The 23,460-nt window shown below is 45.6% G+C and carries 23 protein-coding genes and 1 rRNA gene; 21 read left to right on the forward strand and 3 right to left on the reverse strand.

Features of this window, described 5'->3' with window-relative positions:
• The first annotated feature begins 47 nt into the window (after positions 1-47).
• The 3 genes from MHI55_RS03435 to MHI55_RS03445 all read left to right on the forward strand — a co-directional run bounded on the left by MHI55_RS03435 (position 48) and on the right by MHI55_RS03445 (position 3,547).
• Positions 48-635 carry a xanthine phosphoribosyltransferase gene (locus MHI55_RS03435; RefSeq protein WP_036613196.1) on the forward strand — a complete coding sequence of 196 codons (588 nt, stop codon included), beginning with the start codon at positions 48-50 and terminating at the stop codon, positions 633-635.
• Between the two features lies 1 nt (position 636).
• The gene (locus MHI55_RS03440) at positions 637-1,998 is read left to right on the forward strand and encodes a nucleobase:cation symporter-2 family protein (RefSeq protein WP_340388833.1); all 1,362 of its coding nucleotides are present in this window, start codon (positions 637-639) and stop codon (positions 1,996-1,998) included.
• Between the two features lie 457 nt (positions 1,999-2,455).
• On the forward strand, positions 2,456-3,547 hold the full coding sequence (locus tag MHI55_RS03445; protein ID WP_340388835.1) for a DUF418 domain-containing protein: 1,092 nt from the start codon (positions 2,456-2,458) through the stop codon (positions 3,545-3,547).
• A gap of 96 nt (positions 3,548-3,643) precedes the next feature.
• On the opposite strand, the gene MHI55_RS03450 is transcribed toward MHI55_RS03445, so the two are convergent.
• Both MHI55_RS03450 and MHI55_RS03455 read right to left on the reverse strand, forming a co-directional pair.
• The gene (locus tag MHI55_RS03450; RefSeq protein WP_047840268.1) at positions 3,644-3,982 is read right to left on the reverse strand and encodes a membrane protein; all 339 of its coding nucleotides are present in this window, start codon (positions 3,980-3,982) and stop codon (positions 3,644-3,646) included.
• 195 nt (positions 3,983-4,177) lie between these two features.
• A complete protein-coding gene (locus tag MHI55_RS03455) occupies positions 4,178-4,453 on the reverse strand; it encodes a hypothetical protein (RefSeq protein WP_036613189.1) in 276 nt (91 codons plus the stop codon).
• A gap of 399 nt (positions 4,454-4,852) precedes the next feature.
• On the opposite strand from MHI55_RS03455, the gene MHI55_RS03460 reads away from it, so the two are divergent.
• From MHI55_RS03460 to MHI55_RS03500, 9 genes are all read left to right on the forward strand, one after another.
• Positions 4,853-5,041 (forward strand): hypothetical protein, encoded by a 189-nt coding sequence (locus MHI55_RS03460; RefSeq protein WP_017690840.1) that lies wholly within the window; start codon positions 4,853-4,855, stop codon positions 5,039-5,041.
• 133 nt (positions 5,042-5,174) lie between these two features.
• Positions 5,175-5,936 carry a type I methionyl aminopeptidase gene (gene map / locus MHI55_RS03465; protein WP_101315039.1) on the forward strand — a complete coding sequence of 254 codons (762 nt, stop codon included), beginning with the start codon at positions 5,175-5,177 and terminating at the stop codon, positions 5,934-5,936.
• A 565-nt stretch (positions 5,937-6,501) separates the two neighbouring features.
• Entirely contained in the window at positions 6,502-7,554 is a 1,053-nt protein-coding gene (gene coxB, locus MHI55_RS03470) for a cytochrome c oxidase subunit II (protein ID WP_047840266.1), read from the forward strand.
• Between the two features lie 32 nt (positions 7,555-7,586).
• Positions 7,587-9,476, forward strand: a complete 1,890-nt coding sequence (ctaD, locus tag MHI55_RS03475) for a cytochrome c oxidase subunit I (RefSeq protein ID WP_036613181.1) — start codon at positions 7,587-7,589, stop codon at positions 9,474-9,476.
• On the forward strand, positions 9,473-10,099 hold the full coding sequence (locus MHI55_RS03480; RefSeq protein WP_047840264.1) for a cytochrome c oxidase subunit 3: 627 nt from the start codon (positions 9,473-9,475) through the stop codon (positions 10,097-10,099). Before ctaD ends, MHI55_RS03480 begins: the two co-directional genes overlap by 4 nt.
• A 3-nt stretch (positions 10,100-10,102) precedes the next feature.
• A complete protein-coding gene (locus MHI55_RS03485) occupies positions 10,103-10,423 on the forward strand; it encodes a cytochrome C oxidase subunit IV family protein (protein ID WP_036613178.1) in 321 nt (106 codons plus the stop codon).
• Between the two features lie 108 nt (positions 10,424-10,531).
• Positions 10,532-11,455 carry a cytochrome c oxidase assembly factor CtaG gene (gene ctaG / locus MHI55_RS03490; RefSeq protein ID WP_340390568.1) on the forward strand — a complete coding sequence of 308 codons (924 nt, stop codon included), beginning with the start codon at positions 10,532-10,534 and terminating at the stop codon, positions 11,453-11,455.
• Positions 11,456-11,489: 34 nt separating this feature from the next.
• Positions 11,490-11,954 (forward strand): DUF420 domain-containing protein, encoded by a 465-nt coding sequence (locus MHI55_RS03495; RefSeq protein WP_074093349.1) that lies wholly within the window; start codon positions 11,490-11,492, stop codon positions 11,952-11,954.
• A 141-nt stretch (positions 11,955-12,095) separates the two neighbouring features.
• Positions 12,096-12,467, forward strand: coding sequence for a hypothetical protein (locus MHI55_RS03500; RefSeq protein WP_036613171.1), 372 nt, complete (start codon positions 12,096-12,098; stop codon positions 12,465-12,467).
• A 110-nt stretch (positions 12,468-12,577) separates the two neighbouring features.
• Here the strand turns inward: MHI55_RS03500 and MHI55_RS03505 are convergent, their stop codons facing one another.
• Positions 12,578-12,907, reverse strand: coding sequence for a hypothetical protein (locus MHI55_RS03505; RefSeq protein ID WP_340388838.1), 330 nt, complete (start codon positions 12,905-12,907; stop codon positions 12,578-12,580).
• Between the two features lie 200 nt (positions 12,908-13,107).
• Between MHI55_RS03505 and MHI55_RS03510 the strand changes: the two genes are divergently transcribed.
• From MHI55_RS03510 to MHI55_RS03550, 9 genes are all read left to right on the forward strand, one after another.
• Positions 13,108-13,821, forward strand: a complete 714-nt coding sequence (locus tag MHI55_RS03510; protein ID WP_036613234.1) for a hypothetical protein — start codon at positions 13,108-13,110, stop codon at positions 13,819-13,821.
• An 89-nt stretch (positions 13,822-13,910) separates the two neighbouring features.
• Positions 13,911-14,300, forward strand: coding sequence for a GntR family transcriptional regulator (locus tag MHI55_RS03515; protein WP_036613231.1), 390 nt, complete (start codon positions 13,911-13,913; stop codon positions 14,298-14,300).
• A 15-nt stretch (positions 14,301-14,315) separates the two neighbouring features.
• Complete coding sequence (locus MHI55_RS03520) at positions 14,316-15,212, forward strand: ABC transporter ATP-binding protein (protein WP_340388840.1); 897 nt, start codon at positions 14,316-14,318, stop codon at positions 15,210-15,212.
• Positions 15,213-15,232: 20 nt separating this feature from the next.
• Positions 15,233-16,135: an ATP-binding cassette domain-containing protein gene (locus MHI55_RS03525; protein ID WP_036668607.1), complete on the forward strand. Its 903-nt coding sequence runs from the start codon at positions 15,233-15,235 to the stop codon at positions 16,133-16,135.
• Entirely contained in the window at positions 16,128-17,423 is a 1,296-nt protein-coding gene (locus MHI55_RS03530) for an ABC transporter permease (RefSeq protein WP_282319515.1), read from the forward strand. The genes MHI55_RS03525 and MHI55_RS03530 overlap by 8 nt, the downstream gene beginning before the upstream one ends.
• A 574-nt stretch (positions 17,424-17,997) precedes the next feature.
• On the forward strand, positions 17,998-18,342 hold the full coding sequence (locus MHI55_RS03535) for a DoxX family protein (RefSeq protein WP_036613160.1): 345 nt from the start codon (positions 17,998-18,000) through the stop codon (positions 18,340-18,342).
• Between the two features lie 92 nt (positions 18,343-18,434).
• Positions 18,435-18,860, forward strand: coding sequence for a MarR family transcriptional regulator (locus MHI55_RS03540; RefSeq protein WP_127551101.1), 426 nt, complete (start codon positions 18,435-18,437; stop codon positions 18,858-18,860).
• A gap of 1,107 nt (positions 18,861-19,967) precedes the next feature.
• Positions 19,968-21,188 carry a TraB/GumN family protein gene (locus MHI55_RS03545; RefSeq protein ID WP_282319513.1) on the forward strand — a complete coding sequence of 407 codons (1,221 nt, stop codon included), beginning with the start codon at positions 19,968-19,970 and terminating at the stop codon, positions 21,186-21,188.
• Positions 21,189-21,726: 538 nt separating this feature from the next.
• Positions 21,727-23,279, forward strand: a 16S ribosomal RNA gene (locus MHI55_RS03550).
• The last annotated feature ends 181 nt before the right edge of the window (positions 23,280-23,460 follow it).

Raw genomic sequence — 23,460 nt, forward strand, 5'->3', positions numbered from 1 at the left:
GAGCATGTGGGATTCTGTGCGGAGGGCATTCAGGGGGAAGAATTACAATGCAATTGTTAAAAGACAAGGTAAGACAGGAAGGTATCGTCCTGTCCGAGCAAGTACTCAAAGTGGATTCATTCCTGAACCACCAGATGGACCCGGTTTTGATGAAGGAAGTAGGTAAAGAATTCATTCGCCGCTTTGAAGGTGAGAATATCACACGTGTGCTGACAATTGAGTCGTCAGGGATCGCACCGGGCATCATGACTGCGTTGGAGCTGAACGTGCCGCTGATCTTTGCACGGAAGCAGAAGTCGCTCACACTGACGGAAGACATTCTGGTGGAGAAGGTCTACTCCTTCACGAAGCAAGAGACCAATGAAATTACCGTTGCCAAGAAGTTCATGAAGCCTGGTGATCGCGTACTGATCATTGATGATTTTCTGGCGAATGGCGAAGCAGCATTTGGTCTGGCTCGCATTGTGGAGCAGGTTGGAGCCGAAGTGGTGGGTATCGGTATTGTTATTGAAAAAGCATTCCAGCCGGGAGGTCGCTTGCTGAAAGAAGCAGGATACCGTGTGGAATCATTGGTTCGCATCGGGGCACTGTCGGATGGACAGGTTACATTTGCGGACGAGGAGGGCACGAACTAATATGGCACGCGAACGTATCTTTCAACGGCATCGGCATCCAATCAAAACGTTCTCCCTCGGACTACAGCATGTGCTTGCGATGTATGCAGGAGCTGTTGTCGTCCCATTAATCGTTAGTAATGCATTGGGTTTTACACAGGAACAACTAACCTATCTCATTGCCATTGACTTGCTCGCATGTGGTGTGGCTACACTGCTTCAGGTATGGGGAAATAAATATTTCGGCGTAGGGCTGCCTGTCATGCTCGGCTGTGCATTTCAGGCTGTGTCTCCGATGATCCTAATCGGGATGAACAGTGGAGTATCTGCCATTTACGGAGCGATTATTGCCTCAGGGCTGTTCGTATTGATCTTCTCCGGAATCTTTGGGAAGCTTATTCGGCTCTTTCCACCAGTGGTTACGGGTTCGGTGGTTACGATCATCGGTTTAACCTTGATTCCCGTTGCTTTCCACGATCTGGGCGGCGGTCAGGGATCAGAAGATTTTGGCAGCGGAGTTAATCTCATGCTCGGTTTTGGCGTGCTGCTCTTTATCATTCTAATGACTCGTTTTACAACCGGTTTTATCCGTTCCATCTCAGTATTGATTGGTCTGCTTGTAGGTACGATTGCGGCAGGGTTTATGGGCGAGGTTAATTTTGCTCCTATCCGCGATGCAAGTTGGTTCCACGTTGTTCAGCCGTTTTACTTCGGCAGACCGACATTTGAGATTGTACCGATCCTGACGATGATTCTGGTGGCGATTGTCAGCGTGGCCGAGTCCACAGGTGTATTTATGGCTCTGGGCAAAATTCTGGACAAGGACCTGTCGTCCAAGGATCTGGCGCGCGGTTATCGCGCAGAGGGTCTAGCCATTGTGTTAGGTGGTATTTTCAACTCATTCCCGTATACAACGTATTCGCAAAATGTAGGACTGGTACAGATGACACGTGTGAAGACACGTGATGTCATTGTAGTAGCTGGTGGAATCCTGGTGGTCATTGGATTTGTACCAAAAATTGCAGCCCTCGCACAGCTCGTTCCAGGGGCAGTACTTGGCGGAGCCATGGTGGCCTTGTTTGGCATGGTGGTATCATCAGGCATTCGGATTATCGGCAGTCAGGTTGATATGAACCGACATGAGAATCTGTTTGTCATCGCTTGTTCTGTAGGTATGGGGCTTGGGGTTACCGTTGTACCTGAGTTGTTCGCAGGAGCACCGGCCTGGGCTCAGATTATGCTCGGTAATGGTATCATTGCAGGCAGCTTCACGGCGATCTTCATGAACCTGCTGTTTAATGGTCTGGGTACCAAGGAAACAGCCGCCAAAATGGCTGAACAACAGGCAGATGCCATCCTTGGAGAGACGGGCAAGTCAGCTTAATTAACCGAATCAGGCCAGGCTTATCATCCAGCAGGATTGTTATGTTAACTGTTATAAATAGACGATTCACAAGATGGATAATGAATCAGGTTAATCATAAAGCTATACAGCATGAATGGTTTATGACATACATCGTTTATGCTATGAATGTTCAAGCGCATGAAAGAAAAAAAGAGACACTTTTACAAGGGAAACACCGAAGATACAGGCTCAGCAGAGTCGTGTTTTCGGTGTTTTTTTGCTTTGTTTATCATCAGCATAGCGTCCAATGTGCTGCTGTACAGGAACAATACAGGAACAAGACCTTATGCCGGATGTAAGAAGTTATTCACCTAATTCGATGGCAAGCCATGTTGTATGAAGGATAGACTGTTATCATGCATGGGGATATACACCAAAGAGATAAGCGATCCAATCGCTTTTTGATTACATAACAATAATTTCACTGGGAGGAACGATGAATTATCAACCTGTATTAAAACAAGATCGAATGAAGTTTCTGGATTTGTTTCGAGGGTTTTCCTTGATAGGCCTACCATTCGTAAATGTATTGGCATTGTGGGTTATGTTGAAGCCGGATACTCGTGTAGATTTTTGGATCCAACGAGCATTATATTTTTTGGTGGAGGCACGTTTTTACGATATCTTCTGTTTTTTATTTGGCCTTGGATTTTATCTTTTTCTAAGCCGGTCAGCTGCCAAAGGTCAAACCAAGCTGTTTCTCTATATCCGCAGGATGCTTATTTTATTAGCGCTGGGATATATTCATCAACAGTATCAGTCTGGAGAAGCTTTATTTCTTTATGCCATCATAGGGTTGGTTGTCATTCCGTTATATTGGGCACCTCGAACTGTGAATTTGGTGCTCGGTGTGGTGGGATTCAGTGCGGCCGCCGCGATAGGTGTCAAAATGCTAACGATTCCTTTTTTAATTATACTGGGATTGTCAGCAGGCCAATATCAACTGATGGAGAAGATCCAGAAAGGACTCCCGTATCTGGGCAGAATCTGGTTCATTTCATTCATCGCTTCTACGGTGGGGATCGGTATCATGTGGTGGGTTGCTCCTCCGGATGCGATGAGTCCATTTCTATACGAAGTGATTGGTGCGAGCCTGCCTGCCGCTGAGCAAGTCAATATGGGTGCTGCTTTTCGATTAGAACATATCGGTGTGGCGATTGGTCCGGTGGTATCCATCTTTTATCTAAGTACATTACTGAGATTGAACCAGAACATGACCTTTGCCAAAATGTTAAGTCCCCTGCATGCATTCGGACGAATGGCCCTGACCAATTATATTGCACAGACCATCATTTTGTTAGTGGTGTACCAACTCATATTTGCAGATGCTGCTGTATCGTATATGGTGTCTACCCTTGTGTGCATTGGTATGGTTATTGTACAAGTCATCGCCAGTAATCTGTGGATGCGCTGGTTCCAGTATGGGCCGCTGGAATGGGTATGGAGATGTGGTACCTATCTAAGTTTCATTCCGATCCGTAAAAAGCATTCTGGGCCACGTGTTCATGACACAAGGGCTAGAGGTTGACTCGTTTCCCTCGTTATAATCAAAGACGATCCACATCCGGTTGAACGGAAACGGATCGTCTTTTCTTTTTGGAACACGTATACTTTTTGTTTGAAGTTACAGATGACGCAGCTGTTTTTCTGCAAAATCGCCAACCCACGGCAGTTTTAGCCATTTCCCCTGCAGGCTGGTAACGACCATAATAAGCCAGACCACTACACCAAGCAGGGATAACAGCGATGCCACCAGTGGTCCGAACAACGGAAGGAAAGCCGATAATACATGCCCGACCATAATGATGCCAAAGACCGTTACAGATTGCAGCGCATGAAATAACACGAACCGGCTCCGCTTCTCCACAGCGAGAAAGACAATCCCACCTACAAAGGTAAACAGATAACAAAGCATACCGGCAATATTTTCATCCAGACCGCTAGACGATTTCATGGGGGACATCCGGTCCAGCCTCCTTTGACCTTTTTAACTAGGTTATGAGAGAGGTGGACAGAACTGAACCGATGAATTTATTTGCCTGTGAACGGGTGGGGATGCAACACATAGGAAAAAGCAAACAGGGGCAGAGTAAGCCATTGTACAGCTTACTCTGCCCCTGTTATCGTTTACGATTAAACGTTGCTTTAAACGAAATCGTTATCCGCCCTCGATCTGTCTGCGAGGGTTTGTAATCTTGCCCATTTTATCGGTGTCGTTTTCTTTGGGAACCAACCGCTCATCGGTTCTTCCTTCGTGATGATTATCATATGCATATTCGGTCAGTTTCCATTCCGACTTGCCAAGAACGGGATCAGCCGGGAAATGTTGCCCCCGGTGCAGATGTTCCTCACGTCCGGCTTCGTTGATGTAAACTCCGTCTACTTCCACCTTTTCATGCGAAAGGGGGAGCATATCTTGTTCTTTGCGGTCCATGAGACGACGCCTCCTTTGGATACCAGTAATTTAACTGTATGGGTTGTCCGTGATAATATCCCCCGAATAGTTCAGTGTTATGCTGGATATATTAATTCCGTATAGAATGGTGGCAATCTTAACATATGATTCGGAATTAAACTTTTTGGGCATGAAAACCGTTATATTTATTAGAGGAAATCGTCAAGTCGTAAGATACTTCCGAATATGCTACAATAAGATTATGATTCATTCCGAATCATATCGGGTATTTATAGTGTCAGGTACTTGCTTTCTAGCGAGGTTCCCGACCTAAAGCTTGCTTTAAGCCGCGCACACAACTTCATGGATGGCATTTAAGACTTATTCGGCATTCTCTAAACGGAGCATTCACTTTCAACGTTTTGGGAGGGAATTACAATGGCAACGAAAGGTCACAATGAGGTCAAAGAAAGTTTGAGGGAAATGACTCGGATTTTCCGTCCTAAGGATCCAAAAAAATTCGTGAAGGAGTACGTGAGAAAATACCGGATTACGGGTGGATATGAGGAAGAATTGACTTCTGTGGTTGAGCATGAGCTTGTCAAGATGGATTCTTCCGTGTCCTGAAACAACACACAACTCTGATTATACTGTTCCGATAATGAATAGAACCGTCTCTCGGGCGTTAAGCTCCGGAAGGCGGTTTTTTTTGCGTTCCTGCTGCATATATATGGGAGTACACCTACAGCGGGAAGGATGAATGCATGTGGACCCTATTTTGAAAACCAAAGAAGAGATTGGCTACATGCGGGAAGCAGGAAGAATTTTGTGGAGCTGTCACCAGCATATTGAGCAGTGGATGGTCCCTGGTATCACGACAGTAGCGATTAATGAGCGGGTGGAAGAGTTTCTGGCAGCACGAGGAGCCACACCGGAGCAAAAAGGGTATAAAGGATATCCTTACGCGACGTGTGCCTCTGTTAATGAAGTGGTCTGCCACGGATTTCCTGGGGAAGAGGAGTTGGCGAGCGGGGATGTAGTGACCATCGATATGGTGGTGAACAAAGACGGCTGGCTTGCTGACTCGGCCTGGACATATGGAATTGGTGAAACAAGCAGATCCATTCGCAAGCTGATGAGGCGCACGGAGAAGGCACTTGAGCGGGCGATTGCCCAGGCAGTTCCAGGGAATACACTCGGAGATATTGGAAGTGCCATTGAACGAACAGCCAGACTGTATCGGTACGGGATTGTGAAGCCTCTCATTGGTCATGGGATTGGTCAATATATTCATGAACCCCCAAATGTGTTGCCTTATGGCAAACGCAGAACGGGCACGATGCTCACCGAGGGCATGGTTATTACGATTGAACCAATCTTTACAAAAGGCAGTTCCGGGGCCGTTGTGTGGGATGAAGATGGATGGACGGTAAGGACGGTAGATGGCAGCTGGGGGGTCCAGTATGAGCATACGGTTGCGATTACTGGGAATGGCCCCTTGATTCTGACCGATGGCACGTGAGATGAACTCAGAGAAGAAGAGGACTTGAGTTGAACTTTCTCCGAAATGCTCCATGCTGTTTTGAGCTTTAAGATAGCGGTATGGAGCGATAGGCATGTCTTCTGAATGGATATGGAAGAGGTTTTCCATAAATCCTGATCTTTCTTTTGCATAATAGCACATGTTTTCATTGTGAGAAAAATCACCATTAAATCGAGTTTTATCACCGAAATTTGGCAAAAATTTTCAAATGTAGAGTGTAATACTTTTAACTGAAATCGTTTGCAAATCAAGTTGTAGAGCGGTTTTTTACATAAAGTGAACAATTTGTGAACATGTGTCCAAAGATTGACAAAATCATACCCTCAACTTATATTTAATAAGTGATTGAAGCATATAGAATGAATTGGAAGAATGCGCAGACATGCCCTGAGCAGGAAATCACGGGAGTACTGGAAGCGTTATTTTTCTAAGCGTTCTGTATGATGAAGAGGATTATGCGTATCGTGCTGAAACGTACCTTTTGTTGCCTTTCTACCGAACGACAACGGTAATCTACGAAAACGTAAAAAAGTGGGGTAGATCAATGATGAAACAGTGGCAGGTTGCAAAGCGAATTCTCCCCTTGCTGGCGGTGTTCTCTTTGCTGCTATCCGCATGCGGGCGGGAAGACTTGTCGGTAATGAAACCTCAGGGTCCTGTAGCGCAAGGCCAATATGATCTGATGAAGTTATCCATCGCGATTATGATCGTGGTGCTCATCATTGTATTTGCCATAGCGGCCTATGTTCTGATCCGGTTTCGTAGACGAGCCGGGCAGACTGAGATGCCCGAACAGGTTGAAGGTAATTTCAAGCTGGAAGTAATCTGGACAGCCATTCCGTTATTGCTGGTTATTGTTCTGGCAGTACCGACGGTCCAAACGATTTTTGCCCAAGGCGAAGATCTGTCCAATGACAAAAATGCACTTAAGGTCCAAGTCACCTCGCATCAGTACTGGTGGGAATTCACTTATCCTCAATATGACGTAACCACCGCTCAAGATCTCATCATCCCGACCGGAACAAAAATTGCATTCGAATTAAAAACCGCTGACGTGCTTCACTCCTTCTGGGTGCCGTCACTTGCGGGCAAAATGGACACAAACCCGGATGGAACACTTAACAAGTTCAGTTTCTCTGCACCGAATGAAGGCGTTTACCGTGGTAAATGTGCCGAATTATGTGGCAGATCGCATGCTTTCATGGAGTTTAAGGTAAAAGCAGTGAGTCAGGAATCCTTTGACAGATGGGTGAACCAGATGAAAGCACCCGCAGTCCTTCCTGAAGACACTCAATTGGCTGAAAAGTTCAAAACAAACTGCCTTTCTTGCCACGCTGTTGGTGATCAAGGTGGACCGGTTGCACCTAACCTGACGGGAATCGGCGGCAAGGAATCTGTCGCAGGCATTTTGCTGAATTCTCGCGAGGGACAGGAAGAAGGTAGTCCGGTACTGGATAACATGAAAGAATGGCTCCATGATCCACAATCCGTGAAGCCGGGCAATACCATGCCGAATCCCAAAGATCTTGGGTTGACGGATGAAGAAATCGACGGAATTGCCGAATATCTGGCCAACTACAAATTGGACTATGAATAGAACAGCAAGGACGAAGAAGGGGGTACACAACCTTGGCTCATGCGCATAGCGTCAAGAGGTACAGGGGCTTGATGGATTGGATCACCACCGTCGATCACAAAAAAATTGCCATTCTCTATTTGGTTGCGGGTGGATTTTTCTTTGGAATCGGCGGCATTGAAGCCATTTTGATTCGGATTCAACTGATGAAGCCTATGAATGATTTTGTATCGGCACAGGTCTTCAACGAATTGATTACAATGCATGGAACAACGATGATTTTCCTTGGTGTCATGCCACTTATTTTTGCCATTATGAATGCTGTCGTGCCTTTGCAGATCGGGGCACGGGACGTTGCTTTCCCGTTTCTTAACGCGCTGGGTTTCTGGACATTCCTGTTTGGTGGATTGTTGCTGAACCTGAGCTGGGTTATGGGCGGAGCACCGGATGCGGGCTGGACCTCATATACTCCGCTTTCGGGCAGTGAGTACAGTGGAACGCATGGTGTGGATTTCTACACCATTGGCCTTCAGATCGCGGGTCTGGGAACGCTCATCGGGGGCATTAACTTTCTCGCAACGATTATTACAATGCGTGCTCCAGGCATGTCCTACATGCGGATGCCGATGTTTACATGGACGACATTTATTACATCTGCCATTATCCTTTTTGCTTTTCCTGCCATCACGGTAGGGCTTGTACTTTTGACGTTTGACCGTATACTGGGAGCGAATTTCTTCGATGTAGCAGGTGGCGGTAACCCGGTACTCTGGCAGCACATCTTCTGGATCTTCGGGCACCCGGAAGTATACATTCTGATTCTGCCGGCATTTGGTATTATCTCGGAGGTTATTCCGACCTTCTCGCGTAAACGGTTGTTCGGATACAGCTCCATGGTATTTGCCACCATCCTGATTGCCTTTCTGGGCTTCATGGTATGGGCGCATCACATGTTTACAACAGGTCTGGGTAATGTAGCCAACGCGCTTTTCTCCATCTCCACGATGTTGATTGCCGTACCTACCGGGATCAAAATCTTTAACTGGCTCTTTACGATGTGGGGTGGACAGATCCGCTTTACCGCGGCAAACCTGTTTGCTGTTGGATTCGTCCCAACCTTCGTTATGGGTGGTGTTACAGGCGTTATGCTGGCATCTGCTCCGGCAGACTTCCAGTTCCATGATACGTACTTTGTTGTAGCCCACTTCCACTACGTTATTGTAGGGGGACTCGTACTTGGATTGTTCTCGGGACTGCATTACTGGTGGCCGAAGATGTTCGGACGTATTCTCAGCGAAACACTGGGCAAATGGACGTTCTGGACATTTATGATCGGTTTCCAATTAACGTTCTTTGTACAGCATTTCCTCGGTCTGATGGGGATGCAGCGCCGGATCGTTACATACTTGCCGAATCAGGACTTTGACCTGCTCAATCTGGTCAGCTCCGTCGGTGCGTTTCTAATGGGTGTTGGGGTTATCATGTTCCTCGTGAACATCGTGATCACAATGAAAAAACCGGCTGGCGCGCCAAACGATCCGTGGGAAGACGGCCGTACACTGGAATGGTCTATTCCATCTCCGCCGCCGGAATATAATTTCAAGCAGACGCCGCTGGTACGCGGAATTGATGCATATTGGAAGGAAAAAATGGCAGGACATACGGAGATGACACCGGCAGAACCTGTAGGTTCGATTCATATGCCTTCAGCAACGCCGTTGCCGTTTGTAATGTCAGTAGGTATCTTTATCGCCGGACTTGGCTTGATGTTCAGTAATGATGAATTTGGTAATGCATTTATGAATGTCATTTTCAACAATTATATTGTAGTTATTATTGGTCTCGTAATCACATTTGGTGCAATGGCACTTCGTTCACTTTATGATGATCATGGCTGGCATATTGAACCGGAGGATCAGGATGAGAAGGGGGCTAGAACATGACAACCTCACATGCCGAACCGGTGAACGACAAATTGCCGCATGAACCGGAGAAAGCAACGCTGGAAGGCCGTAACAAGCTTATCGCCTTCTGGTTGTTCCTTGGCGGCGAAACGGTACTGTTCGGTACACTCTTTGCTACCTTCCTGGCTCTTCGTGGCCAAACCAATGATGGACCTACGGCGAATGAACTGTTCCACCTGCCACTTGTGGCCGCTGCAACGTTCATTCTCCTGGTCAGTAGTTTGACGAGTGTATTTGCGATTCAGGCTATGCATAAGGGCAAGCGAGATGCACTAGCGTTGTGGCTTGGCATCACGGTAGTACTGGGTATGGGATTTCTCGCACTGGAAATTTACGAGTTCTACGAGTATGTGAAACATAAAGAGTTTGGCATGACCACGAGTGCATTCAGTTCAGCATTCTATACACTGGTCGGGTTCCACGGAGCCCACGTTGCTTTTGGTATTGTGTGGATCGGAATCATTATCGGTCAGCTGTTCAAAAAAGGATTGACGGTCGTAACCGCACCTAAAGTATACGTCTCCGCAATGTACTGGCACTTTATTGACGTGGTATGGGTGTTCATCTTTACGGTCGTGTACCTGCTCGGAAAGGTGGGGTAGCACATGTCGGCACAGGATAAGACAGATCAACAGCCTGTGAAACACCGTCACCGGACGGAAGGGCCACAGAAACACGTCGTGGTGTTTATCTTCTCCATTATTCTTACGCTGATTGCGTTTGCGGCTGCTTCTGCCGGAGGGGTCAACACAACCTTTATCATTATTATTTTGCTCGTCATGGCTATTCTTCAAGTATTCGTTCAATTGGGTTATTGGATGCACTTGAAGGACAAAGGGCACTTGATGCCGATTCTGTTCATGGCCTTTGGCTTTTTCGTAGCCTTTACGTGCATCATTATGGCACTCTATTGGGTCTGGTGGTAAAAGAGATGGCGGCGGCGCATTGCCGCCGTCTTTTCCCCTTTTTGGCGAATGAATCTTCACAAAGTAATGATGGTAACAACTAAATCAGGTCACGGGGAGGTTTCCCGTATGCTCGGGTTGCAATATTTTAGCTTCAACGATTTATGGAGTCCGCTTATATTGGCTTTATTTCTAATCATTGCTGCGGCTTATCTGGTACTTGTGGGACCGTTAAGCGAGCAAATAAAGGATGCAGAACCTGCGACTGCTGCACAGAAAATCATGTTTATTACAGGACTGTTTGTCCTGTATCTGGCTCAAGCTGGACCATTTAATCTGCTTGGTCACGTGATGTTTAGCTTCCACATGGTAAGTATGGCGTTCTCCTATCTGGTAGCTCCGCCGCTGATGATGAAAGGTTTGCCGATCTGGGTATGGCGCAGAATCGTGCGCTGGTTGCCTACACGACAGCTATCGTTCCTGGCTCATCCGATCGTTGCGGCACTACTCTTTAACGGGCTGTTCTCGCTGTATCACCTACCGATTGTACATGATTACGTCATGCTGAATTTTACCGTTCACCGGTTGTATTATATTGCGCTGTTCATCACCTCGATGCTCATGTGGTGGACATTGCTGAATCCGTTACCAGAAGGCAGACAAGCATCGGGGTTATCCAAGATTGGTTTTATTTTTCTGAATATGGTACTGCTCACGCCTGCGTGTGGATTGATTATTTTTGCGGCCGAGCCGTTGTATCAGACGTACAGCAACCCGGCCGTATGGGCTGAAGCAATGCGGTATTGTGTGTCTGGAGATTCTACGGCATTACTTCGCTCATTCGGTGGGCCTGCGTTCTTCAACTTCCTGTCTTCTGCGAAAGAAGATCAGCAGGTCGGTGGCATTGTCATGAAGTTTATTCAGGAAGGAATCTTTGCCTCGATGCTGGCTTATGTCTTTTTCCAATGGTATCGGAAAGAGAAGCAGGAAGATGATGATGATTCGTATCCTGCAGGGGGCGCAGGAGGGCCGCTCAATCCGGCTGCCAAATAATGAAGTAATGTTCTGACAAGAGGGGGAACACACGATGGATATGTATTTTTGGCTACCAACGATCAGTACTTCTTTCATTGTGATTAGTGCAGTACTGGTGGGGATTGGATGGGTACTGATTATTCGGGGGAAACGTGAGGCTCATCAGTCCGCCATGGTAGCAGGTGCGATTGCAGCTCTAATCTTCTTTGTGATCTATATGTCTCGTACAGTGTTCGTGGGAAATACGGCTTGGGGCGGGGACCCGGATCTGGAGATCTTTTATCGGATATTTCTGATCTTTCATATTATCCTGGCTACCGTGGCAGCGATATTTGGCATCTCCACACTGGTGCTGGGGTTCAAAAAGAAGTTCGGAAAACATCGCCGCTGGGGTAAGTTCACGTCCATGATCTGGTTCGGGTCAGCGCTAACAGGTGTTGTTGTGTATGTTCTTCTATATCTCTTATATCCTGGAGGTCATACACGTCCGGTATGGGAAGTTATCCTCGGCGTATAAAAGTTGAGATATAACCTCCTGTTACTTGGGCGGCGTCACTACTCTCTTCTGAAAATATGAAAATGGACGAATCTAGCAGATCATTCGTCCACGCTTCCTCTCTCATTCATTCATAGAATGAGTTCGAGAGGGGGAAACAAAATGAAAAAAACAGTCAACGTCAGTCAAACGTATCCACGTCTTACCGTGTATTCAGAAGAGAACTACAGAGGGAGAAGCCGCATCTATCGTGGCAACACGGGTCTTCGTAACCTGGACAATATTTTGGATGGGGTGGAGAGCCTGCGCTTTTTCTCAACAAGTTCCAATGCAACACTGGTTGTGTTTACACGTCCTAACTTCCAAGGTGGATTCCGAGTCTTCCGAGGCAACACCAACTTGAGAGATTTGGATGATCTGATCCGTGGCAATGACGTGGAATCCCTGATCTCCACCAATCAACGGTTAACGCTGGCTCAGATTCGCGCAATCCGCAGGGATCGTAGTCTGCCTAGTGGCTATAACCTCGTTTAATCGTAAGGCCTCTTCTTCTAACAGGTGCTAGAGAGCGGCAAAGGGCTGTACCCGAATTGTGTTTACACAATAACGGGTACAGCCCTTCTTTTGTGATTGGAAAATGATGTTTAATCCCCGCCACCCCCACTGTCTCCGCCGCCACTATCCCCACTGCTGTCATTGCTGCTACCACTATCGCTGTTGTGATGAGAATGTGTGTCTGATGAAGAATCCGACTCATGATGTTTGTGATCCGGTGTGTGTTTGGCATGTCGATCGTAGGAGTCATCTCCCATAATGACCGGATATCCCGAAGCAGAGTCGGTATAACCGTTGTTACGGCGGATGCGGTATCTGCCTTTTTTGGCAGAATGACGATGAGGCTCATCCCGAAGGACCAACCAGATTACGACGATAAGGAAAAGGAGGACAAATCCGATCTCTACCAGCCAATCCATAGCTGTAACCTTCCTTTCTATGATTCGTTACTATAATTTATTTTAACGTAAATTCGTACTGTGTCCCATCCCGTCTTCCTGATTCAGGAAAATTAGGGGTTGACGGGATGAGAAATAGGTCTGTATACTGTGTATATTGATATATACAGTAATCACAGTAAGCAACATGAGTGAATGACAGGTGAAAGGCAGGCATGCATATGAACGAATGGAAGCAGGCGTGGTGGTTGACCCGCAGCCAGATGAGTAAGGATAGGCTCCAATGGCTATGGTCTGCATTATTCATGATATACACTGGCGGTATGAGCGGTGTGATGTTTTTAGGACAACAACAGACAGATATTATTAATCCAGTAGTGGATTCCTTCTTTTTAATCATGTTGCCATTTCAAGGGTTTATGTTCTGCAGGCGCTCCTTCCGTTACATACAGGAAGATTCTTATACGCAGATGCTGGCCTACTATCGTAGAATTCCCATCCCTGAACAAGTGGTGATGTGGTCCAGGCTACAGCAGTCTCTGATGGCGTTTACGTACAATGGAATCTTTTTCTACGGATCATTATACGTGGTTAACCTTCATGTCGAAGGATTCCGATGGGATCAGTATCTGGCCTTTAGCCTTACCTGTACAGGTTATGGCCTTTTGGTAACAGGGTTCTATATTTACGGAGAGTTTCTGAACAGTGGCAAGAAATACTTGCTTCTCAGTATGCTTTTTATACCATTCGCCATTGGCATATCCATACTGATTCGAATATCAGGCAGTTACGGATTACGGATTGTAATGGATGGAAGTAAATCATGGGGGCTGCTTTCCCCGATCATGTGGATTTCTCTGGTGGCTGGCGTAGCGGGATTATGGCTGTCTAGTCGTTTTACGCTGAAGAAGCTGGTTCATCGGGATTTGAATTAAAATGAGAATTGAGCTTATGTACGAATACAGGATGAAACCGGCACGGTCAGGTAACAGACTGGAGTGTACCGGAGGGCGAGGTGCAAGATGTGAAAATACCCATTCAAATTAATGAAAATAGCGCTGAACCTTTATACCACCAAATTGAAAATCAGTTAAGATCGTTAATTATTACGGGTCAGTTGGGGGAGGGAACACATTTGCCGTCCATTCGTGAGTTCGCCGGAGCACTGAATTGCAGTGTTATTACGGTTAGACGGGTCTATCAGGATCTGGAGAATGAAGGCTTGCTTCGTACGAAGCAGGGGACAGGTACATTTGTGGCCCAGGTAGAAGCTGGTGACAGAGAAAATTATAGATTAAAGGCCGCACAGGAAGCGATGCAGGCAGCGGTGCAGTCCGGGAAATCGGTAGGCTGTACGGAAGAAGAGATGGAGAGCCTATTCCGGGAAGTCCTGAAGGCTATTTACGTGAAGTAAGGGAGTGATTCATACGTGGAACCCATAGCAATCCAGTTGAACGGCGTATCCAAAATGCGAAAACGCAGAGTTATTGGCCCAATTGATCTGACCGTCCCGGAAGGGTATATAGTGGCTATTCTCGGTCACAATGGTTCAGGCAAAAGCACCCTTCTTAACATGTTACAGCAAGTGGTGCTGCCAGATGCTGGGCAGATTATATGGTTTGGTCAGGAACATGATGGGCCACTTCCCATTGAACTGAGACAACAGATTGGTTTTGTGGCAGATAACGCTGGTTCAGAAGAGAACCGGATAACAGCACAAGAAGCGGCCCATTTCCGGGCGTACTGGTACCCGCGTTGGGATATGAAGTTGTTCGACCAACTGATTCAGGATATGGAAGTACCTGTTGATGTGAAGCTGAACAAGATGTCCAAGGGAGAACGGCGAAAATTTGAGATTGCAGCTGCAATTGCAGCTCGCCCAAGACTATTGCTTTTGGATGAGCCTTCATCAGGATTGGACCCCTTTGCCTGGAAAGTGATGGTTGAGCAGTTCCGTACCTTCATGGCGGGGGGAGACACCACGATTCTGATTGCCACACATATTGCAGACGAAGTCAAAAGGCTTGCGGATTACATCGTATTGATGCACCGTGGTCAGTCACTGGGGATGGCCGAGAAAGATATGGTGCTCGATCAGTGGAAAGAAGTCTGGTATGAAGGAGATTTAAGGCCAGAAAGTATTCCTGGTGTTGTGGAATCTTCTATAGAAGAGGGAGGTCTGGTTCGCGTAATTACAACCCGGGTCAGCGAGGCGCAGGAGAGGCTGGAGCTGTCCAATAACCGGGTATTGAGAATCCGTAACTTGGAATTGGATGAAGTGCTGGCATTCTGGATTGCCGGGTATGCACCCGTACAGTGGAAATAACCGAAGGGAGACGATAAATGATGAACCGATTGGAATTGAAGCAAGTCGTCAAGCAATATGCAGACAAAACAGCCGTTAATGGAGTCACGCTCAATGTAAAAGAGGGGGAGATTTACGGACTGCTCGGAGCCAATGGTGCAGGTAAAACAACCACAATGCGTATGGTGCTCGGACTGATTCACCCGGACGGAGGGAATATCCTGTACAACGGCAAGCCCTATAATACGGAGCTGCAACAGATTATGGGTTATCTTCCGGAAGAGCGCGGATTGTACCCGAAGGTGAAAGTCAGCGAACAGATTAATTATCTGGCACGACTTCGTGGCATGAATGGTAAGGACGCAGATCAGAGCCTCAAGTACTGGCTGAATCGGTTTGAGGTACCTGAGTATTACGATAAGAAGATCGAGGAGTTATCCAAAGGTAATCAGCAGAAAATGGGCTTTATCGCGGCTGTAGTGCATAGACCGCAGATTCTCATTCTGGATGAAGCGTTCAGTGGACTGGATCCTGTGAACGTGGAATTACTCAAGTCCACCGTCAAGGAATTGCGTGATGAAGGCACGGCCATTCTGTTCTCAACACACCGTATGGAGCACGTTGAAGAGTTGTGTCGTCAGATCACCATTCTGCATCGTTCCAACACGGTGGTACAAGGAGAGATCAAGGAGATCAAGAGCCGGTATCCGCGTGAACAGGTATTCCTGGGTACGATTGGTAGTGTGGAAGGACTTGAACAGTTGTCTGGTGTGAAGAAAGTCGAGCGGAATGAGCGTGGGTACCTGATACATATTAGTCAGGTGGAAGCGGCTCAAGAGATTCTGAGAACAGCCATGACTCAGACGACAGTGGAACACTTTGAACTGAAGGAACCAACGCTTAACCAAATCTTTATTCGTGAGGTAGGTGAGTCGAATGAATAAAATGGGAACGATTACGGGTTTTACATTCAAAAACAAAGTTAAAACGAAATCATTCATGGTAACGACCATTGTACTTGCACTTTTAATTTCAATCGGACTCAATGTCCCGTATTTCATTACCTTATTTAATGGGGGTTCCATTGGTGGAGCTTCAAGCAGTAATCCTGTAAATATTGGTCTTTTGAGTACAGGGCAGCCTGAAGTTTCCGAGAAACTGGAGAGCTTCTCTGCGGCTCAAGGAGATCAGGCCTATCGATTCATTGCCAGTGGTGACAAAGATGAGGCTGCTCTTGCGGCGGATGTGGAAGCAGGGCTTACCGATGGTTATCTGAAGTTTGAAGCTGTTTCCGGGCAAGAGTTCCCGCAGCCCATTCTATATTCAGCAGATGACGTATCACCTCAGATCATTGCATCTATTGAAGCGGCATTACAGAGTGTGAAGCTGGATGTGGTTGTGAAGGATGTACTCACAGCGGAGCAGAAGGAACTGATTACAACACCTGTGAAGCTCACCGAGCAAAGTTTGAGTACAGATGAGAGCGGAGCAGGTACTGAGTCTGAAGGTAAAATGAGCCCGATTAACTATATTGTGGTGTACTTGCTGATCATCCTGCTGTTTACCTCAACGATGATGACAGGTAACATGATTGCCTCTGAGATCACAGCTGAGAAGAGCTCACGTATTATGGAGATTCTGATTACGAGTGTATCACCGCTCAGTCAGATGTTTGGTAAAATCATCGGGATTTTCATGGTGGGGATGCTGCAAATCGGGATCTTCGGAGCGGTGGTTGCCGGAAATATCTTGTTGCCGCATAACCGTGCAGTATTAGGTGATTTCAATATGAGTGTAAGTGATGTGAATATTGCGGTTATTGTGTACGGACTCATATTCTACATTCTGGGTTACTTCCTGTATGCCGTGTTGTTTGCTGCCATTGGTTCAATGGTAAGCCGTACTGAAGAACTCGGTCAGGCTGTTCTGCCGATTACGATGTTGTCGCTTGTTTCCTTCTATATTGCGATCTTCAGTATTTCTACGCCGAACATTCTGTTGTTGAAAATCGCAAGCTTCATTCCATTCACGTCGCCGACCGCGATTCTGGTACGAATCGGTGCAGGAGTTGCGCCAACTTGGGAGATTCTAACGTCCTTAGCGATTCTCATCGTATCCATTATCATCTTCGGATGGCTTGCAGCCAAAATCTATCGCACAGGTGTGTTGATGTACGGTAAACGCCCAACCTTTAAGGAATTGTTTAAAGCCATGAAGGCATATAAGATCTAGGTTGAGTGTTTTTTAATAAAATGTGTGTTGTCGCAAATAGAGATATGCGTATTTATCCATAAATACGCATATCTCTATTTTAAATTAGCTTGTAGCCATTGGTGGCCAATTTAATGTTGAACGCGCTACATGTTGTTTAATGGTGTTCGATACAAACAGTCAAGAACGAATAATTACTTAGAAGTTATATTTAATTTGGGATGGTTGATTTTTGTATAAACAAGCTAAATTACATTCCGTAGGTCGAATTGACAATAAGTTAAGTAAATTACCTTTGTTTGTTACTAAATTTATTGAAAGTAAGAAGCATAGACTTTTAATTGGCTGATTACAGAGAAATTTACCACAGTTCAACAAAGAACAGAAATTGAATTATCCATGCTAGAAATATTAACGATATGTGAAAAAGAAAGCTTCCTTTGGAACGATAATCTAAGAAAAATTAAAAGGACATAAGAGGGCTATAATCTATAAAGCTTTATTTTAGGGTTGACAATATATAAAATTTCAAACAAAATACATGCTATAGCATATATTAAATTCATATGCATAAATTTATGAAAGAGGGGTAGATATGTTCATTTTTATCACAGTTTTACAGGTTCTATTAGGTGTTTTTTTCCTTTTTACAGGAAGCAAAATTATTTCCGGTAAAATGGCCAATGAGTTTAAACGTTTTGGACTGCCATCGTTCTTTAATGTTTTGACTGGTTCGTTCGAGATTGTGGGGGCAGCTGGTATGATCGTTGGCATCTGGATGCCTGTCGCAGCAATTTTAGCTGGCTTGCTTCTAGCCGGAACAATGCTTGCTGGAGCGTTTACTTTAATAGTCTTAGCTAAAGATCCGATTCAGAAGGCCATTCCAGCACTCATTTTGTTCATACTTAGCTTGATTGTATCCATGTATCATTTTTTCTAAACGAAATTAACGAATTTTTGACGGATTTCATGTGTAACCTTTGAGAGATCGACTATATTTGATTTAAGAAAATGATAAATGAGGGTACTGCAATGGACTTATATAATATTACCGGCTTCTTGATCCATCGTACAGATGTCAAGCTTACAAACTATTTTACGAAACAATTAAAGCCCTACAAGGTGACACCGGAGCAGTGGAGCATTATCTCCTGTCTTGATATGGATAAAGCTATGACTCAAAAAGAGCTGGCGGAGGCCATCGATCGGGATCAAACAACGGTAGTGAGAATGATACATTCTTTAGAACGCAAGGGCATGGTTCGACGTATTGTTCATGATCAAGATAAGCGCTCACATTATTTATATTTGTCCTCTAAAGGTCAAGAAGTTAAAGGAAAGCTGTTGTTAACAGTTAAAAACGCGCATGACTATGTTACACGAGGTTTGGAACACGATGAATTAAATCAGTTAAAAACGATATTAGATAAACTGTACCGAAATGTGCAAGAAGATTAGTTAGACTCTATACCAGAGGATGAATCATGACAACTACATGCCGAAGCACAAAATTTGTGAGATTCTTTCCGAATGAAGCAGCAAGAATAAGGATCCAGCTTCTACTTACTTTAGAAGGAGCTATCAGAAATATATGGTCGAATATCATCGTTCACTGGATATTTAATTCCATCAATTCGATTATCCCAGCAATATTTTTAGTTGTACTCAAGCTGATAGGAGCTGCTTGATGTTTTCCTGAACATATTACTAGAGAAAGAAGGGGAGGGAAGATCACTGGATTATGATTCTAACTGGTTTTGAGATAGCGGCAATTCACATACGATTAAGTATTTATGTTTCTGTACAAAAATAGAAGACGGAATGATTTTAATTTAAATGAATAAAGTATTCTAAAATGAGACTATTATCTAATACTAGATAGTGGTCTTTTTGCTATGTATAATTAAGATAAAATATCGCAAAAATCCGTATACATTATCATGTATGAAGATGCAAAATGAGTTTTGCGCTTTTTCCTACTTATCATGAAAATATGTCCTGATAGATAAGCTTTATTGATGACTTTTTCTCACTAATTATGATAAGTGGTGTGCTGTGTCGGTGGTCATATTAAATCGAGTTCAGGAGAGGGTCGATGATCATGCAGCAGTTAAAAGGGTTCTATATACAGTTTTTGAGGGAACCTCTGTGGTTTAAAGCATTGATCGATCCTGACTACACTACTACTTTCAAATTGTATTTAGCAGTTCAGCCTTTTCACAGCAGGGCAACTACCAAAGCATCTCTAAATTAGCTATCGCTATTTTCTTCGTCGCATTTGGAGTGAAGCTGTGGGGCAATCCGAAGGTTTCTATAGCATTCTTTTTCCTGGCTCTGATCAGTATCTATTTATCTTGGCATAGCTTGGATTTTGCGAATATCTAGCATTAAACCTATACGACGGTTTCGTTTTTATTGTTTCTTATCTAATGAGAGTAATGAAGGGAGAAAGTGCGCTCCGTTTTGGAGTGGCACCAATTCCCATCTTTAACCGTAGTATCTAAGTATGTCTATTCTATTAAAAATTGGATTGGCAACTATATTCAATAAAGGAGATTACATAATATGAAGAATTGGAAACGCATGCTCTTATCTCTTACCATCTCAGTAGGTTTGCTTGCATCTGCAGTGCCAGCTATGGCTGCTCCACAAGGAACTTCCGTCAAGGTTAATGACCAAGCTGTGAAATATGCTACAGGAGCGCCAATCCTGGAGAAAGGTACAACATTGGTTCCACTGCGGACTACGCTGGATGCTATGGATGTGAAGCTAACAACTGCAACAGATGATACGATCACGGCTGTAGTAAATGGCAAAACGATTACACTCAAAAGCAAGCTTACACGTATCAACGGTGTAACGTATGCGCCAATCCGCATCGTTGGTGATGCAGCAGGTTACGAAGTTCGCTGGGATGTTGCAACGCGCACGGTGCTGTTGGTATCCAAAGGTGGAGCAACCGAAACTGCTCAAACCGGTGGACGCGGATTCATGTGGGAAGTTGAGAGCAATGGCAACACGATCTATCTGGTAGGGTCCATGCATATTGCGGATGAGAGCTTCTATCCACTGCGTCCGGAGTTTGAAGAAGCCTTTGCGGAAGCTGACTATCTCGGGGTAGAGATTGATATTAGCAAAGCCGCTGATGAAGAGCAGCAAAAGCTGGTTCTAAGTCTGGGTTCGTATCAAGATGGAACAACACTGAAAGACCACATCTCCAGTGAAACGTATACTAAGCTGGGTGATGTATTGAAGAAAAATGGTCTGGAGTCTAACGCCTTGGATGCATTTAAGCCTTGGGTAGTAGAGAGCACACTTGCAAGTTTGAAGTCCACAACGGCAGGATACGAAGCGTCAGCAGGAGTGGATCTGTATTTCATCCAGAAAGCGATCGAGCGCAAACTTCCAGTTATTGAGTTGGAGAGTTATCAATCTCAACTTGGCATGTTTAACGACTTTTCCAAAGAAACACAAGAGGAAACACTGAAAGCGACAATCGAAAACTTCGACGTGTTGGATAACAGTGTGAAAGAAATGGCTGAGATGTGGAAAACGGGTAATGACGAGCAACTGCTTGAACTGACAAACAGCTTCTCCACTAACGAGGAATATAACAAAGCAATGCTGGTTGATCGTAACATTGGTATGGCGGACAAAATCGATGGTTACTTGAAAAACGGCAAAGGTGAGGAATATTTCATTGTTGTTGGTGCGGCACACTACTTGGGCGATCACGGCATCGTGAAACTGCTTGAGGATAAAGGATATAAAGTAGAACGTAAATAAATATAGATTACTATAGAAGGTAACCCTTTCGTCTCGAATATAAGAGTTGAGAGGGTTGCCTTCTTATATATAGAAGAAAGACAGATTTAAATAAAGAAGATTAAGCTGCAGGATAATAAAATTGAACCTGAGAGTTCATGGTAGATTGAAGGTCCTTAATATGGTTAGATCGTAGATTTGATAAGTTTTGAAATTAACTCTTTACAAGTGTGTGTTCTACATGGTATATTCTATTTCCGGCCAAAAAAACACGAGATACACGGTGCGGCAAGCGATTAAAATAAGCTTCGAAAGAAACTTAAAAAAAGAGCTTGCAAAGTTGGTTCGGACATGATATTATATAAGAGTTGCTGAAGAGAACAACGTTCGGTAACGAAACAAGTTTGATCTTTGAAAACTGAACAACGAGTGAGTAAACATTCTGCTTGCAGAATGAACGCGAAAGTTTGAGACAAGCCTTGGCTTGGATCGACTGGAGCACAAATGAGATTTTTAATCTCGTCAGATTCAAAATGAGCTTATCGCTCTTTTCAATACTTTATTGGAGAGTTTGATCCTGGCTCAGGACGAACGCTGGCGGCATGCCTAATACATGCAAGTCGAGCGGACTTGAAGAGAAGCTTGCTTCTCTGATGGTTAGCGGCGGACGGGTGAGTAACACGTAGGCAACCTGCCCTCAAGTTTGGGACAACTACCGGAAACGGTAGCTAATACCGAATAATTGTTTTCTTCGCCTGAAGGAAACTGGAAAGACGGAGCAATCTGTCACTTGGGGATGGGCCTGCGGCGCATTAGCTAGTTGGTGAGGTAACGGCTCACCAAGGCGACGATGCGTAGCCGACCTGAGAGGGTGATCGGCCACACTGGGACTGAGACACGGCCCAGACTCCTACGGGAGGCAGCAGTAGGGAATCTTCCGCAATGGGCGAAAGCCTGACGGAGCAATGCCGCGTGAGTGATGAAGGTTTTCGGATCGTAAAGCTCTGTTGCCAGGGAAGAACGCTTGGGAGAGTAACTGCTCTCAAGGTGACGGTACCTGAGAAGAAAGCCCCGGCTAACTACGTGCCAGCAGCCGCGGTAATACGTAGGGGGCAAGCGTTGTCCGGAATTATTGGGCGTAAAGCGCGCGCAGGCGGTCATTTAAGTCTGGTGTTTAATCCCGGGGCTCAACCCCGGATCGCACTGGAAACTGGGTGACTTGAGTGCAGAAGAGGAGAGTGGAATTCCACGTGTAGCGGTGAAATGCGTAGATATGTGGAGGAACACCAGTGGCGAAGGCGACTCTCTGGGCTGTAACTGACGCTGAGGCGCGAAAGCGTGGGGAGCAAACAGGATTAGATACCCTGGTAGTCCACGCCGTAAACGATGAGTGCTAGGTGTTAGGGGTTTCGATACCCTTGGTGCCGAAGTTAACACATTAAGCACTCCGCCTGGGGAGTACGGTCGCAAGACTGAAACTCAAAGGAATTGACGGGGACCCGCACAAGCAGTGGAGTATGTGGTTTAATTCGAAGCAACGCGAAGAACCTTACCAGGTCTTGACATCCCTCTGATCGATGCAGAGATGTATCTTTCCTTCGGGACAGAGGAGACAGGTGGTGCATGGTTGTCGTCAGCTCGTGTCGTGAGATGTTGGGTTAAGTCCCGCAACGAGCGCAACCCTTATATTTAGTTGCCAGCACTTCGGGTGGGCACTCTAGATAGACTGCCGGTGACAAACCGGAGGAAGGTGGGGATGACGTCAAATCATCATGCCCCTTATGACCTGGGCTACACACGTACTACAATGGCCGGTACAACGGGCTGCGAAATCGCGAGATGGAGCCAATCCCAACAAAGCCGGTCTCAGTTCGGATTGCAGGCTGCAACTCGCCTGCATGAAGTCGGAATTGCTAGTAATCGCGGATCAGCATGCCGCGGTGAATACGTTCCCGGGTCTTGTACACACCGCCCGTCACACCACGAGAGTTTATAACACCCGAAGTCGGTGGGGTAACCGCAAGGAGCCAGCCGCCGAAGGTGGGATAGATGATTGGGGTGAAGTCGTAACAAGGTAGCCGTATCGGAAGGTGCGGCTGGATCACCTCCTTTCTATGGAGAATCGTTTCCTGCAACGGAAACATTCAAATATGCAGCTTAGCTGCAAAACACTCACTCGTTGCTCAGTTTTGAGAGCTCAAACTCTCAAACAGCTTGCTTTTGCATGGAGCTTGTTCTTTGAAAACTAGATATCGAAACGAAACAAACGCGAATTAGAACATTCCTTTAAGCT

The sequence above is a fragment of the Paenibacillus sp. FSL E2-0151 genome, assembly GCF_037993015.1.
Classification (GTDB): Bacteria; Bacillota; Bacilli; order Paenibacillales; family Paenibacillaceae; genus Paenibacillus; species Paenibacillus amylolyticus.